We start from the raw sequence: 14,539 nt of genomic DNA, 5'->3' as shown, positions 1-14,539 counted from the left end.
CTCTATGGGAAAATGGTTGCGGGGGCCGGATTTGAACCGACGACCTTCGGGTTATGAGCCCGACGAGCTACCAGGCTGCTCCACCCCGCGCCTGAAACGTGGCATATTTTACTCATACGAAGTAAAAAGTGCAAATACTGCTGGGATTTGGTACCGAAGACGGGACATTAAATCGGGGTGCAGTATATTGAAAAATCATGTGATCTGTCAACCCACCACTTCTCTTCCCTGCACTCCGCATAGATCCACTACGCTTATGCATACTCATATGGGGGCGGCGGAAGAAAAATTCAAGAAAAATGCGTGAATCACTTCCTGTCATGCGCAAAAGATGATTAAATGAAAACTCACTAAAACTGCATAAAAATTCAATAAGAGCTTAACAGCAGTTTCATCATAGTCTGGCTAGCAGGGTTCTACTTATGACGACGATTCTCAAGCATCTTCCAACAGGTCAACGTATTGGTATCGCTTTCTCAGGCGGGCTGGACACCAGCGCCGCGCTGCTGTGGATGCGAAAAAAAGGTGCGGTTCCTTATGCATATACTGCGAATCTGGGTCAGCCGGATGAAGACGATTATGACGCCATCCCGCGCCGTGCGATGGAATACGGCGCCGAAAACGCCCGCCTGATCGACTGCCGTAAACAGCTGGTCGCCGAAGGCATTGCCGCCATTCAGTGTGGCGCATTTCACAACACCACCGGCGGGCTGACCTATTTTAACACCACGCCGCTGGGTCGTGCCGTGACTGGCACCATGCTGGTCGCCGCCATGAAAGACGACGGCGTGAATATCTGGGGCGATGGCAGCACCTATAAAGGCAATGACATTGAGCGTTTCTACCGCTACGGCCTGCTGACCAACGCCGAACTGCAAATCTACAAACCGTGGCTTGATACCGATTTTATTGATGAGCTGGGTGGCCGTCATGAGATGTCTGAGTTCATGATTGCCTGCGGGTTCAACTATAAGATGTCGGTCGAAAAAGCCTATTCCACCGACTCCAACATGCTCGGCGCCACCCATGAAGCGAAAGACCTGGAGTTTCTCAATTCCAGCGTGAAAATCGTCAACCCGATTATGGGTGTGAAGTTCTGGGACGAAAGCGTGAAGATCCCGGCGGAAGAAATTACCGTCCGCTTCGAGCATGGTCACCCTGTCGCCCTGAACGGTAAAACATTCAGCAATGATGTGGAACTGATGATGGAAGCCAACCGCATTGGTGGCCGCCATGGGCTTGGCATGAGCGATCAAATTGAAAACCGTATCATTGAAGCGAAAAGCCGCGGCATTTACGAAGCCCCGGGCATGGCGCTGCTGCATATTGCCTACGAGCGTCTGCTGACCGGCATTCATAATGAAGACACTATCGAGCAATATCATGCGCATGGTCGTCAGCTGGGCAAACTGCTGTATCAGGGTCGCTGGTTTGATCCGCAGGCGCTGATGCTGCGTGACGCGCTGCAACGCTGGGTAGCGAGCGCGATTACCGGCGAAGTGACGCTTGAACTGCGCCGCGGTAATGACTACTCGATCCTCAACACGGTTTCTGACAACCTGACCTACAAGCCGGAACGTCTGACGATGGAAAAAGGCGACTCCGTCTTCTCTCCTGACGATCGTATCGGGCAGTTGACGATGCGTAATCTGGACATCACCGATACCCGCGAGAAGCTGTTCAGCTATGCGGAAACCGGGCTGCTGTCGTCTAATGCGGGCAACGGTCTGCCGCAGGTAGAAAATCTGGAAAGCAGCAAGCAGAAATAACCGGCGCTGAACCTTCTTTCAAAGGCCGGGGACGTTAGCGTACGCTGGTTTCTTTGCCCTTGCCGTAAATATGGATGGTATCCCCGGCTCATCACGCCCACTTAGAGTGGGCGTGATGTTGTCAGTCTGGTCGCCACTCTTCAACGGACCGACAATAGTGCCTTCTTTACCTATGGTTTCGCCAATGGCAGGGTTTTCCGGCGCATTACGATCAGCGATATCGTCACTGCCTTCATTAGCGCTTATAACAAAGAAACAGCCAAATAAACACCACACCCATAAAAATAAGCATTATCGAGAAAAAACAATCTATTCCGTAATAAAAATACGAACATTGCCAGGGTTATAATAATAAAGCGCACTGCTCCCATGGAACATAATACCGGACTGGCGATAGCAACCAATCCTGTGCTACTGCAGTTGGGCTATGCCCGATTTAACGCATCAGGAAATTGCACCTGCTGATTTTGGTTTTGTGAGAGGACGGTGCGTTTTACCATTACAAATGACGGAAAGTAATAAAGCACATGTTTATGTGCAGGAAACTCAAGGATTGATCCATGGAAAGATTAACCCCCATTCGCTGCCGGCCGGCCATCATCTCAATTGTTATTACTCTGACCATCTGGTATGTCATCCCTTGTCCTGCGGACGTGACCTTGCAGGCATGGCATCTGCTGGCACTGTTCATCGGCACTATCGCGGCCATTATCGGCAAAGCCATGCCCATTGGGGCGATTGCGATTGTGGCAATCATGCTGGTGGCCATTACCGGCGTGACGAACCCCGGTAAACCGTCGGCAGCGCTTAACGACGCGCTGAGCGGTTTTTCCAATCAGTTGATCTGGCTCATTGGCTTATCGATCATGCTGTCGCAAAGCCTGTTGAAAACGGGACTCGGTGCGCGCATTGGCTACGGATTTATTGCGATGTTTGGCAAGAGAACCTTAGGTATTGCGTGGGCATTAACGCTTGCCGAAACACTGATTGCCCCCGTCACGCCAAGCAATACGGCGCGTGGTGGCGGGATTATTCACCCGGTCATGCGCGCGATAGCGGACAGTCTCGGCTCACCGCCGGGTCATAGTGAAAAAGGCTCAACGGGACGTTATCTGGCGCTGGTGAATTACAACATTAACCCGATCAGCTCGGCGATGTTCATCACCGCAACAGCGCCAAACCCACTGATTGTCAGCTTTCTGACAAAGGGGACGGATGGAGTACTGCATATGACCTGGGGAATGTGGGCGATTGCCGCGCTCCTTCCTGCGGTGGTCTCGCTGGTGGTAATGCCCGTCGTCATCTGGTGGCTCTACCCGCCAGCGATTACTCGTACGCCAGATGCACCACAATTCGCCCGGCAGAAGCTGGATGCGCTTGGTCCCCTGTCGCTGGCTGAGAAGATAACGCTGGGGGTTTTCATTCTGCTGCTCTGTCTGTGGGCAGGCGTCCCTGCGATGATCATGGGTAACAGCTGGACCGTTAACCCCACCAGTGCGGCGCTCATCGGGTTATCGATTCTGTTGCTCACGGGTGTATTAACCTGGGAGGACATCCTTAAGTGTCGTGGCGCCTGGGATACCATTGTCTGGTTTGCTGCACTGGTGATGATGGCCGATTTTCTTAGCAAACTGGGGCTGGTGAGCTGGCTGGCAATAAGCATTGGAACGGCGATCGATCATCTTGGTGTTCACTGGAGTATCGCAACACTATTGTTGATTCTGCTGTATGTCTATTCCCACTACTTTTTCGCCAGTACGACGGCACATATCACAGCCATGTTCTCTGCCTTCTTCATTGCGGGATTAGGCCTTGGCGCACCGCCCGCCCTGCTTGGCCTGATGCTCGGCTTCTCATCCTCGTTAATGATGTCACTCACCCACTATGGCACGGGCACTGCGCCGATTATTTTTGGCTCTGGCTATGTCACGCTTGCGGAATGGTGGAAGACAGGGCTGGTGATGAGTGTGGTGAACCTGACAATCTGGGCTGTGACCGGGGCTTTCTGGTGGCACTTGCTGGGATACTGGTAACCCGGCGAGAGACAGGCACAGATTAAGCCTTACCGAAATACGGAACCCGATGTTGCGTGGGCAACCTCACGTCACACTATGCCGCAAAAAACAAGGCTGCGCTGAGATGCTCAGAGGAGCAACGCACAGCTCATTCCAGTACATTTCTCGCGTGCGGCGCAGCTCAGCGTGGCGTTTTATCATGGAACCATTCCGGATCAATGTTGGCTACATCCACGCCATACAGGCTGGCGACAGGTAGTATTGACTCAAGAACACGTTGCGCGCTGTTCTCCGCATTCACTGATCGGGTCGCAAAAAACCGCCGTAACGTGCTTATCCACTTTTTCATCGTCTTTACCCTCTCACTCAACCTGTTCTAAGTTAAATACCCAAAGTCCGTGCAGGGGAAATATCAATATCGACTGTCGATGTGCAAGATTTGCAAATAGCCGCCCGCTTTTTTACTCGCTCTTAACACACTGTTCACTAATGCTTTTTTGCTAATAGCTAAGAACGATTTCTTATTTGGCGATAGCTTTTGCTTATGGGAGCGTAACGGGACAAAACAAAAACTCGGGATGATCTATTACTATGGCAGCAAACATGAAATGGTTTAAAAAACGGACACTGGTGCTGGGATTACTGGCGGCTGGCAGCCTGCTTTCAGTCCAGGCACAGGCTGATCAACTGGCTGATATTAAGGCTGCGGGGGTGGTAAAAGTGGCCACTTTTGATGCCAACCCGCCGTTTGGTTCAATAGATGCAAAAACCCATGAGATCGTGGGTTACGACGTGGACTTCGCCAAAGCACTGGCAAAAGCGCTTGGCGTGAAGCTGGAACTGGTCGCCACCAACCCGGCTAACCGCATTCCACTGTTGCAGTCCGGAAAAGCAGATTTGATCGTGGCGGATATCACCATTACCCCGGAACGGGCGCAGGTGATTGATTTTTCCACCCCTTACTTCGTCACAGGCCAACAATTCCTGGTTCCGGCAAAATCACCGGATAAACTTGATGACTATAGCCGGGCGCGAATCGGCGCGGTTAAAGGAACGACGGGCGAACAGGCGCTGCACCAGCGTTTCCCGCAATCCCGCGTACTCTCTTATGACGACATTCCACTGGCGTTGACAGCACTGCGCAATGGCAACGTACAGGCAATCACCCAGGACAGCACGATTCTGGCAGGTCTGCTGGCACAGGCGCCGGATAAAGCGAACTTTAAAATTCTGCCCGATCTGCTCAGTAAAGAAGAGATTGGCGTTGGGGTGAAAAAAGGCGAAACGGCACTGCTGAAAGCGGTCAACGATGAGCTGGTCAATCTTGAGAAGAATGGTCAGGCGGCAAAAATCTACGATGTCTGGTTTGGTCCAGACACGCCTTCCCCACAACCTCGCGCCTTTAAAATAGAAGCCCAGTAATATGTTCTCAGCTTTATTTTCACACTCCGCGGCCAGTGCCGCGGATTTTTCACATCTGGAACAGGCCAGCGTCGAATTTCGTGATGTAAACAAACGCTACGGCGATCATCAGGTTTTAAACGACATTAACCTCACCATTACGCCAGGTGAAGTGGTTGCCATCCTCGGCCCTTCGGGCTCTGGTAAATCCACCCTGATTCGTCTTATCAACCAGCTTGAAACCCTGAGCGGCGGGGAGATCCTGGTCGACAACAAGCCTACCGGACAGCTTTCCGGTAACGGGCTACGTCAGTTGCGTAGCCGGGTCGGGTTTGTGTTCCAGCAATTCAATCTTTATGCCCACCTCACCGCCAGCCAGAACATCACCCTGGCACTGGAGCATGTTCACGGCTGGAAGCCCCAGCCAGCTCAGGAGCGCGCGCTGACGCTGCTGGAAAAAGTCGGGATGCTGGAAAAAGCCCACCATTTCCCCGCTGAACTTTCCGGCGGCCAGCAACAGCGGGTGGCAATTGCCCGTGCCCTGGCCTCATCGCCGCAAATCATTCTGTTCGATGAACCCACCTCTGCGCTGGATCCGGAGATGATTGGTGAAGTGCTGTTGGTAATGAAAGCCCTCGCCCACAGTGGGATCACTATGATTGTCGTCACCCATGAGATGCAGTTTGCCCGGGAAATTGCCGACCGGATTGTTTTTATCGACAGTGGACAAATTCTTGAAACCGCACCGCCGGAGCAATTTTTCAGGCAACCATCACATCCACGTGCGCAACGGTTTCTGCAAAAAGTCCTGAATCCGTTGCATCAGGAGCTTTTGTAATGCCCGCCCTCGACTGGCAGGGCGTGCTGACCGGGCAGCCTCTGCAGTGGATTTTATCCGGTTTTCTCACCACCCTGTGGGTTACGCTCGCCGGGGCTCTCCTGGCAAGCCTGCTTGCACTGCTTTTTCTTCTTCTGCGCCTCTCAGGTAGTCGCTTCGGCAGCTCGCTTGTTAATGGCTGGGTCTCGCTGTTTCGTAATACCCCGCTGTTGGTGCAACTGCTGTTCTGGTATTTCGCCGCCTGGAACTGGTTGCCACAGGTATTCAGAAATGTGGTGAATGCGGATCACAACTGGTCGATTTTGCCCGGTGACGTCTGGTGGTTTACCCCCGAATTTTTATGTTCTGCCTGGGGGTTAGGGGTTTTCACCTCGGCGTTTTTAATCGAGGAGGTGGAGTCAGGGTTACGTTCAGTCCCTGCCGGACAACGAGAAGCAGCTCTCGCGCAGGGATTCTCCCCGTGGCGTTTGTTTCGTTACATCCTTCTGCCGCAGGGACTGGCTAACGCATGGCAGCCCGTTGTGGGGCAGTATCTCAACCTGATGAAGCTCTCCTCCCTCGCCAGCGGGATTGGCTTTGCCGAACTGACCTATCAGGTCCGGCAGATCGAAAGCTACAACGCTCATGCGCTGGAGGCATTTACCGTCGGTACTGTGCTCTATCTCCTGACCGGTGTCGTGATGGGGTTACTCCTGGTACGCATCGGTCCAGGAGCAAAACGCAAACGGCAGGCAATAGCCAGTACAAGGAGTGAAAAACATGATTGCCGGACTTAACGTCATTGCCGATAACCTGGATTATCTTCTGTGGGGACGCGCGGCCGCCGGTGAACCTGGTGGGGTATTGCTCTCGTTAATGATGGCATTTGGGGCTGCACTACTCGCCCTGCCCGGCGGGATTGCGCTGGCGTGTCTGGCCTGGCGCTTTACCGGGATCGTGCGCAAGGCGCTCTTTTTATGGGCAGAACTGATTCGCGGCATTCCGTTAATCTTTGTGATTTTCTGGCTGTGGTATCTTCTGCCGCTTATCACCGGAAGCGATCTTCCGGGGGCGTTCACCGTGACGTTGGCGCTGGCCTGGTTTACGGCAGCATCGGTGATGCATTCGGTATTAGCTGGTCTGAAGGCGTTACCGTCAGGGCAGTACGAAGCGGCCCAGTCTCAGGGATTCAGTACACGACAAACGTTGTGGTGTGTGCTGCTGCCGCAGGCTTTGAGAAATATTCTTCCGTCTCTGGTGGGGATTTTTATCAGCCTGCTGAAAGATACGTCACTGGCGTTCATTGTGAATGTGCCTGAACTGACCACGGTTGCAGGACAGGTGAACAACCGGGTGCAAATTTACCCGGCAGCCATTTTTATCTTTACCGGCGTCGTTTATTACCTGCTCTGCTGTTCTCTGGAGCAGTTTGCAAAGCGCTGGCGTTTCAACCGGCCAGCGCTGTTATCTGAATAACGTTAGGCCAACACTTATAGCAACAACGTGCTGAGTAATTTGGCTTCAGAGCCCCCTGCATGCCCTCTTTCTCTGGACTGTTGTACCACTTCTGGTTTTGCAACCGCGAAGGGGAAAGTCGGTAGGATTGTACGATTGCAGATAAAAAAACCGCTGTTCCGACGGAGTACAATGCCGGAACAGCGGGGGCGAAACCTTCGCCAGTAAGACAATCAGACCGCAGACGGTACCAGCGTAATACGATTCAATGGTCCAACAATAAACAGGTAGGAAATGAGACCAATAAGTCCCATTGAACCGACATACAGGATGGCAAAATCAAACGACTGCGTATTCGCAAGGATCACACCGATAACCAACGGCGTAATAATACTCGCCATGTTTCCACACATATTGAACACTCCCCCTGCAATACCCAACACTTCTTTAGGAGAAGTATCGCTGAGTACACACCAGCCGAGGTTACCAAAACCTTTCGCGAAAAATGCCAGGCTCATGGCGGCAATCACCACAAATTCTGACGAGGTGTAGTTGGCGATAACAATCACGCAGGAGAGCAGCATGCCGCAAATCACGGGCAGTTTGCGGGCGATAGTCAGGCTGTAACCACGTTTAAGCAGCCAGTCTGAGAAGACGCCGCCGAGCAGACCGCCGATAAATCCTGCAATAGCAGGAATACTGGCCACAAAGCCAACCTTCAGAATCGACATTCCTTTAGCCTGATACAGGTAGGTCGGAAACCAGGTCAGAAAGAACCAGGTGATGGATGTGACGCAGAACTGACCAATGTAGACACCGATCATCATCCGATTTACGCAGACACTTTTGATTTGGGCGAGCGTTATCTTCTGTGGTTCCTTTTTGCTGCCAAGTGTGGGTTCACCACCACCATCACGAATATAATCAATTTCCTGTTGGTTAACCTTTGGATGGTGCATTGGGTCTTTAACTTTAATTAACCAGAACACACCGAGAATAACACCAATGGCGCCAATATAATAAAAGACAAAGTGCCAGCTTAAATTATGCAAGATAATCGTCATCAGTGGGGTAATAATGCCCAGAGAGATATATTGTGCGGCCTGGTAAACGGAAGTGACAAACCCGCGCTCATTATTAGGAAACCATTGTACGCTTAAACGGCTATTGGCGGGGAAGGCTGGCGCTTCAATTGCGCCCATCAGCAACCGCAAGATAATCAGCACAATTAATGGGCTGGCATACAGATAAATGGTTCCCTGGAACATGGTGACCAGCGACCAGCCGATTAATGCGCAGCCATAGACCAGTCGGGAACCATAGCGGTCTAATAGCCAGCCGCCAGGTAGTTGCATTATCACATACGCAATACCAAAGGAAGAAAAGGCCAGCCCCATCGCTTCAGGATCAAAACCCAGCTCTTTACTCATTATGGGGGCGACAACGGATAATGTTGCGCGATCGGCATAATTAAATACAGTCGCAAGAAATAAAAAAATAAGGATGCTGTAACGCACTTTGGTACGCTTTATTATTGTGTTCATTCTCTACTCCTCAGGTAAGGGCAGAAATATTTCTGTAAGGTAAGAGGGCGGGAATGAGTCCCGCCTGCGGAAACTAAGGACGTTTACCAAATTCGCAGCTTAATTGCGTCCAGCGGCGCGCCTGTTCACTCAGTGTAAAGCCCAGGCCATGACGGTCGGAGACCCACATGCGGCCATCACGAAGTTCCAGTTGCTCATTGAACAGAGGGTTCAGCCACTCGAAATGCTCCAGCCAGGGTTCCAGTGGGTAGGCGGCTGAAAGATGCAGGTGGACTTCCATAGCAAAATGCGGAGCAAGTTTACGACCGTGCTTTGCTGCCAGGTCCATGATTTTCAGAAACGGCGAGATACCCCCAACACGAGGTGCGTCAGGCTGAACGAAGTCGCTGGCGTTGCCAAGAATCAACTGCTCATGTTCACGGAAACTGGTGAGCATTTCGCCGGTAGCGATCGGGGTGTCCAGCGCGGCGGCAAGCTGTGCGTGACCTTCAATGTCATACGCGTCCAGCGGCTCTTCAATCCAGATAAGGTTGAATTGCTCCATTTTGCGACCCATCCGGATTGCCGTCTCACGATCCCATTGTTGGTTAGCATCAACCATAAGCGGGAAGTCGTCGCCCAGCGCTTCACGTACTGCGGTTAAGCGACGAATATCCTCGGCACAGTTGGGTTGCCCGACCTTTAGCTTGATACCGCCGATGCCGTTCTCACGTGAGATCACCACATTCTTCAGTACCTGATCGAGCGGCGTATGCAGGAAACCACCGGAGGTGTTGTAGCATTGTACAGAATCACGGTGCGCACCCAGCAGTTTTGCCAGCGGCAGACTCGCACGTTTGGCCTTCATATCCCAGAGTGCAATGTCGATAGGTGAAATGGCCTGAACCGCCATCCCGCTGCGCCCTACGGACGCACCAGCCCACAGCAACTTAGTGTAGATTTTGTCAATATCATTCGGATCTTCGCCAAGCAGATTGTCGGCGATTTCTTTAGCATGGGCATAAATACCCTGACCACCAGCACGTTTGGAGTAACTAAAACCAACGCCTTCAAATCCATCACGGCTGCGGATTTCAGCGATGATGATCGCCACTTCGGTCAGAGGCTTTTGACGACCGGTCAAGACTTTTGCGTCACTCACCGGGGTGGCCAGCGGCAGAAATGCCAGTGACAACTTCACCCATTCGATACGGTCACCGGTCTCTGCTGCCGTTCTGACATCAGTCGCTTTGGCATATGTTACGGCGTTTGAATTTGCGCTTAAAGACATGTTTCTCTCCGGGTTAGCACATAAAATGATTGCGCTAACATTTATATGTTCACGCCATTTATTTTTCTACAGAGTTGATGTTGATTTGAACAATCGATCACATACAGTGAATAAAACAGGGTATTTCCTGCAAGACGGATCACAATCCAAAACATTCTGGTAAAATGCATAACACAAAATGATAGCGATAACATTTCATCATTCACTTAGAAAAGTAAGCTGCTGTATTTGCGGCGTTTCCTGTTCCGAAGCTGGCAATAGCCACACGCATGATGAATAATGCACAATTAATTCGGCAAATTTGGCAGGGACATCAACAGTGAAGAGCACCAAATCACCTCGCGCGCCCACGCTGGAAGATGTTGCCCGCAGCGCCGGGCTCTCGTCCATGACAGTGAGTCGGGCACTGAATACTCCCCAATTGGTGCGCCCCAAAACAGTTGAGAAAGTGATGCAGGCGGTGAGGACCACCGGCTATATACCTAACGCACTGGCGGGCGGGCTGGCGTCACGACGCAGTAAACTGATAGCCGTCGTGGTGCCGCAGATCAACAACAACATGTTTGTCGATACTATCCAGTCGCTGAGCGATGAGCTGGCAAGACGCGGATATCACATTTTGCTGTGCGTGGCGGGATATACCGAACAAAAGGAAGCAGAGCTGGTGGCAACTCTGCTTTCACGTCGCCCCGATGGGGTGGTGTTGACCGGGATTCATCACACCATCGGGCTGAAAAAGGTGATTCTGAACGCAGCCATTCCGGTGGTGGAAATCTGGGATCTCACGCCAACGCCCCTCGATATGCTGGTCGGCTTTTCTCATGAAAAAGTCGGGCAGGCTACAGGTGAATACCTGTTGAGTAAAGGGTATCGCCGTCCGGGACTGTTATGGACGGCTGATCGCCGCGCCGCCCAACGCAAGCAGGGGTTATGTAGTGTTCTTGCGCATCATTCTATTCACGCGGTTCCGCAGGTTGATGTGCCGCTTCCGGCATCTCTGTCGTTAGGTCGCAGCGGGCTAACGCAGCTCTTTACTGCCGGGGAATTTGACGTGATTGTCTGCAGTTCCGACACGCTGGCACAGGGAGCAATAATGGAGGCCGAAAGTCGCGGATTACGTATTCCACACGATTTAGCTGTTATTGGCTTCGGCGATCTCGATTTTGCTGCCAGCAATCGACCATCGATCACCACCGTCAGCGTGGACAGACGTGCCATCGGGCAGCAAGCCGCTACGCTGCTGGCCAATCGTATCGAGCAGATATCCGGTGAGGCGGCCATCATTGATATCGGCTTCCACTTGATTGAACGTGAGTCTGCATAAGCAAACATATGCGACTACAGTCCAATTCAGGCGGATTTCAGATACAAAAAAAGAGACGTCTTTCGACGTCTCTTTTTCTGGAATATTGGTACCGAGGACGGGACTTGAACCCGTAAGCCCAATCGGGCACTACCACCTCAAGGTAGCGTGTCTACCAATTCCACCACCTCGGCACGACTGTATTAGCGCGGGATATCGCTGCTCGGCTGGGCCGGCGCTGCTGGCTGAGTCTGCTCAGTTTTCGCTGGCGCACTCAGTGATTCCCACTCGCTTCCTTTACTGGTTTTATTGGTATTCAGGTTACCCAGAACCAGGCTGATGATGAAGAACAGCGTCGCCAGTAATGCGGTCATACGGGTCATGAAGTTACCAGAACCGCTAGAACCAAATAACGTGGCGGAAGCACCTGCTCCAAAGGAGGCTCCCATATCAGCGCCTTTACCTTGCTGCAGCATGATCAGACCAATCAGGCCAATCGCCACAATAAGGAAAACAACTAAAAGAGCTTCGTACATAATCAACCTGTTCCTTGCGGGGTGACCGCATGCCAATTGCTTCAACCAATAAAAGCGGGACGTTTTGACGTTTCCCACTGAAGCGGGTGTGAATACTAACCAAAGCGAATAACCTTCGCAAGGGCAAATTTAGCGCATTGTACCAACTGCGGAAAAAAACAGCAAAAAGCGGATAATAGCCGGAAAAAAAGGCGACTTGCGCCGCCTTTTTAAACACTTAGAAAGCCGTTTTACACCGCTTTTACTGCATCCGCGATACGGTGGGCAAAAGCAGTGACCTGAGCATCATCTTCGCCTTCCACCATCACGCGAATTAACGGTTCGGTACCGGATTTGCGCAGCAGTACGCGGCCACGCCCCGCCAGCGCCGTTTCGACTTCCGCAGTGACGCTTTTCACGGTTTCGTTCTCCAGCGGGTTTGCTGAATCCGCGCTATAACGCACGTTGACCAACACCTGCGGGAACATCTTCATGCCGCTGCACAGATCATACAGGCTCATATGGTTACGCACCATCGCCGCAACCACCTGCAGACCAGCCACAATACCGTCGCCAGTGGTGGTTTTATCCAGCAGAATGACGTGGCCGGAGTTCTCCGCGCCGATGCGCCAGCCTTTCTCCTGCAGCAGTTCCAGAACATAGCGGTCGCCGACTTTGGCGCGTGCGAAAGGAATCCCCAACTGTTTCAGCGCCAGCTCCAGCCCCATGTTGCTCATCAGCGTTCCTACCGCGCCGCCGCGCAGTTGACCCTGACGTAGCCCTTCGCGGGCGATGATGTAGAGGATCTGGTCGCCATCCACTTTATTACCCTGGTGATCGACCATAATGACGCGGTCGCCGTCACCGTCAAACGCAATGCCGAGGTCGGCTTTTTCGGCCAGCACGCGGGTTTGCAGCGCACGAACATCCGTTGCGCCCACGCCTTCGTTGATATTGACGCCATCCGGCTCACAGCCCATGGTAATCACTTTCGCGCCCAGTTCGCGGAACACGCTCGGCGCAATGTGATAGGTCGCGCCGTTCGCGCAGTCAACCACCACTTTCAGCCCGTTCAGGCTCAATTCGTTGGGAAAGGTGGCTTTGCAGAACTCAATATAACGGCCTGCGGCATCCACAATGCGGCTCGCCTTACCGAGCTCTGCGGAATCCACACAACTGATCTCTTTTTCCAGTTCCGCTTCAATGGCTTCTTCAACGTCATCCGGCAGTTTGGTGCCGTCGATGGAGAAGAATTTGATCCCATTGTCGTAATACGGGTTGTGGGAGGCAGAAATGACAATACCAGCTTCGGCACGGAACGTGCGCGTCAGGTAAGCCACTGCTGGTGTGGGCATTGGCCCGGTGAATGAAGCAGACAGCCCGGCAGCCGCCAGTCCTGCTTCCAGGGCTGACTCCAGCATATAGCCGGAAATACGCGTGTCTTTACCGATAATCACTTTGCGCGATCCATGACGCGCCAGCACCTTACCCGCCGCCCAGCCGAGTTTCAGTACGAAATCAGGGGTAATCGGCGCGTCGCCAACACGACCACGGATACCATCGGTGCCAAAATATTTACGATTACTCATAGCGTTTATTTTCCCTTGCTGACAGCGTCGCTTCGACAACGCGCATCGCTTCTACCGTTTCTTTTACATCATGGACGCGAATGATTTGTGCGCCCTGCATCGCCGCGATCACCGCACAGGCAAGGCTTCCACTCAAACGCTCAGACGGCCCCACGTTCAACAACTGGCCTACCATCGACTTACGCGACATGCCCACTAACAACGGCAGACCAAAATGATGAAATTCGGACAGTCGTGCGAGCAAGGCATAATTGTGGGAGAGATTTTTACCGAAACCGAATCCCGGGTCGAGCAACAATTTCTCTTTTGCGATGCCTGCCCGCTCACAGCGTGCGATCTGCTCAATAAAGAAACGATTTACATCGGCGAAAACGTCATCATAGTGCGGCGCTTCCTGCATGGTTTTCGGTTGGCCCTGCATATGCATCAGGCAAACAGGCAGCCCTGTTTCTGCCGCGGCTTCCAGCGCGCCAGGTTCGGTCAGCGAGCGAATGTCATTAATAATGTGAGCGCCCACTCTCGCTGATTCGCGGATCACTTCTGGTTTTGAGGTATCGACGGAAATCCAGACTTCAAAACGCTGCGCAATAGCTTCGACCACCGGGATCACCCGCGCCAGCTCTTCTTCAACACTGACATCTGCCGCCCCCGGGCGCGTTGACTCACCGCCCACGTCAATGATGGTCGCGCCCGCGTTAATCATCAGATTGGCATGTTTGACCGCTTCCACCAGCGTATTGTGCGTTCCGCCATCGGAAAAGGAGTCAGGCGTCACATTGAGGATCCCCATCACATGAGGAAAATTGAGATCAAGTTCTGAGCCCTGGGCCGTCAGTTTCATGGTCTTGTCCCTGATATCTT

At 52.5% G+C, this 14,539-nt stretch carries 13 protein-coding genes and 2 tRNA genes; 7 read left to right on the top strand and 8 right to left on the bottom strand.

All coding sequences use genetic code 11. The annotated features are described in order from the left end of the window. Nucleotides 1–13: 13 nt before the first annotated feature. Nucleotides 14–90, bottom strand: a tRNA-Met gene (locus QMG90_RS02485). Nucleotides 91–422: 332 nt separating this feature from the next. On the opposite strand from QMG90_RS02485, the gene argG reads away from it, so the two are divergent. Continuing rightward, the gene (gene argG, locus QMG90_RS02480; protein WP_283282574.1) at nt 423–1,769 is read left to right on the top strand and encodes an argininosuccinate synthase; all 1,347 of its coding nucleotides are present in this window, start codon (nt 423–425) and stop codon (nt 1,767–1,769) included. Nucleotides 1,770–2,329: 560 nt separating this feature from the next. Beyond that, a complete protein-coding gene (locus tag QMG90_RS02475) occupies nt 2,330–3,802 on the top strand; it encodes a DASS family sodium-coupled anion symporter (RefSeq protein ID WP_283282573.1) in 1,473 nt (490 codons plus the stop codon). Nucleotides 3,803–3,965: 163 nt separating this feature from the next. On the opposite strand, the gene QMG90_RS02470 is transcribed toward QMG90_RS02475, so the two are convergent. Beyond that, nucleotides 3,966–4,133 (bottom strand): hypothetical protein, encoded by a 168-nt coding sequence (locus QMG90_RS02470; protein ID WP_283282572.1) that lies wholly within the window; start codon nt 4,131–4,133, stop codon nt 3,966–3,968. 242 nt (nt 4,134–4,375) lie between these two features. Here QMG90_RS02470 and QMG90_RS02465 point away from each other — a divergent pair, with 242 nt between their 5' ends. From QMG90_RS02465 to QMG90_RS02450, 4 genes are read left to right on the top strand one after another with little or no spacing between them, the layout of a single operon-like run. Then, a complete protein-coding gene (locus QMG90_RS02465; RefSeq protein ID WP_283282571.1) occupies nt 4,376–5,206 on the top strand; it encodes an ABC transporter substrate-binding protein in 831 nt (276 codons plus the stop codon). Between the two features lies 1 nt (nt 5,207). Further along, nucleotides 5,208–6,023 (top strand): amino acid ABC transporter ATP-binding protein, encoded by an 816-nt coding sequence (locus QMG90_RS02460; protein ID WP_283282570.1) that lies wholly within the window; start codon nt 5,208–5,210, stop codon nt 6,021–6,023. Further along, on the top strand, nt 6,023–6,799 hold the full coding sequence (locus tag QMG90_RS02455; protein ID WP_283282569.1) for an amino acid ABC transporter permease: 777 nt from the start codon (nt 6,023–6,025) through the stop codon (nt 6,797–6,799). The genes QMG90_RS02460 and QMG90_RS02455 overlap by 1 nt, the downstream gene beginning before the upstream one ends. Next, complete coding sequence (locus QMG90_RS02450; RefSeq protein ID WP_283282568.1) at nt 6,783–7,478, top strand: amino acid ABC transporter permease; 696 nt, start codon at nt 6,783–6,785, stop codon at nt 7,476–7,478. The genes QMG90_RS02455 and QMG90_RS02450 overlap by 17 nt, the downstream gene beginning before the upstream one ends. A gap of 212 nt (nt 7,479–7,690) precedes the next feature. Here QMG90_RS02450 and QMG90_RS02445 read toward each other — a convergent pair whose 3' ends face one another. Further along, nucleotides 7,691–9,001 carry an MFS transporter gene (locus tag QMG90_RS02445; RefSeq protein ID WP_283282567.1) on the bottom strand — a complete coding sequence of 437 codons (1,311 nt, stop codon included), beginning with the start codon at nt 8,999–9,001 and terminating at the stop codon, nt 7,691–7,693. A 73-nt stretch (nt 9,002–9,074) separates the two neighbouring features. Continuing rightward, nucleotides 9,075–10,271, bottom strand: coding sequence for an L-talarate/galactarate dehydratase (locus QMG90_RS02440; RefSeq protein WP_283282566.1), 1,197 nt, complete (start codon nt 10,269–10,271; stop codon nt 9,075–9,077). A gap of 319 nt (nt 10,272–10,590) precedes the next feature. Here QMG90_RS02440 and QMG90_RS02435 point away from each other — a divergent pair, with 319 nt between their 5' ends. Beyond that, complete coding sequence (locus QMG90_RS02435; protein WP_283282565.1) at nt 10,591–11,595, top strand: LacI family DNA-binding transcriptional regulator; 1,005 nt, start codon at nt 10,591–10,593, stop codon at nt 11,593–11,595. 86 nt (nt 11,596–11,681) lie between these two features. Here the strand turns inward: QMG90_RS02435 and QMG90_RS02430 are convergent. The 4 genes from QMG90_RS02430 to folP form a co-directional block, all read right to left on the bottom strand. Next, nucleotides 11,682–11,768: transfer RNA gene (locus QMG90_RS02430), tRNA-Leu, on the bottom strand. Between the two features lie 9 nt (nt 11,769–11,777). After that, a complete protein-coding gene (gene secG / locus QMG90_RS02425; RefSeq protein ID WP_038160915.1) occupies nt 11,778–12,110 on the bottom strand; it encodes a preprotein translocase subunit SecG in 333 nt (110 codons plus the stop codon). Between the two features lie 230 nt (nt 12,111–12,340). Beyond that, the gene (gene glmM / locus QMG90_RS02420) at nt 12,341–13,678 is read right to left on the bottom strand and encodes a phosphoglucosamine mutase (protein ID WP_283282564.1); all 1,338 of its coding nucleotides are present in this window, start codon (nt 13,676–13,678) and stop codon (nt 12,341–12,343) included. Continuing rightward, nucleotides 13,671–14,519, bottom strand: a complete 849-nt coding sequence (folP, locus tag QMG90_RS02415; protein WP_283282563.1) for a dihydropteroate synthase — start codon at nt 14,517–14,519, stop codon at nt 13,671–13,673. Before folP ends, glmM begins: the two co-directional genes overlap by 8 nt. Between the last annotated feature and the right edge of the window lie 20 nt (nt 14,520–14,539).

It is taken from the genome of Trabulsiella odontotermitis (assembly GCF_030053895.1).
Lineage (GTDB): Bacteria > Pseudomonadota > Gammaproteobacteria > Enterobacterales > Enterobacteriaceae > Trabulsiella > Trabulsiella odontotermitis_C.
This window is presented reverse-complemented; position numbering and strand designations above follow the sequence as displayed.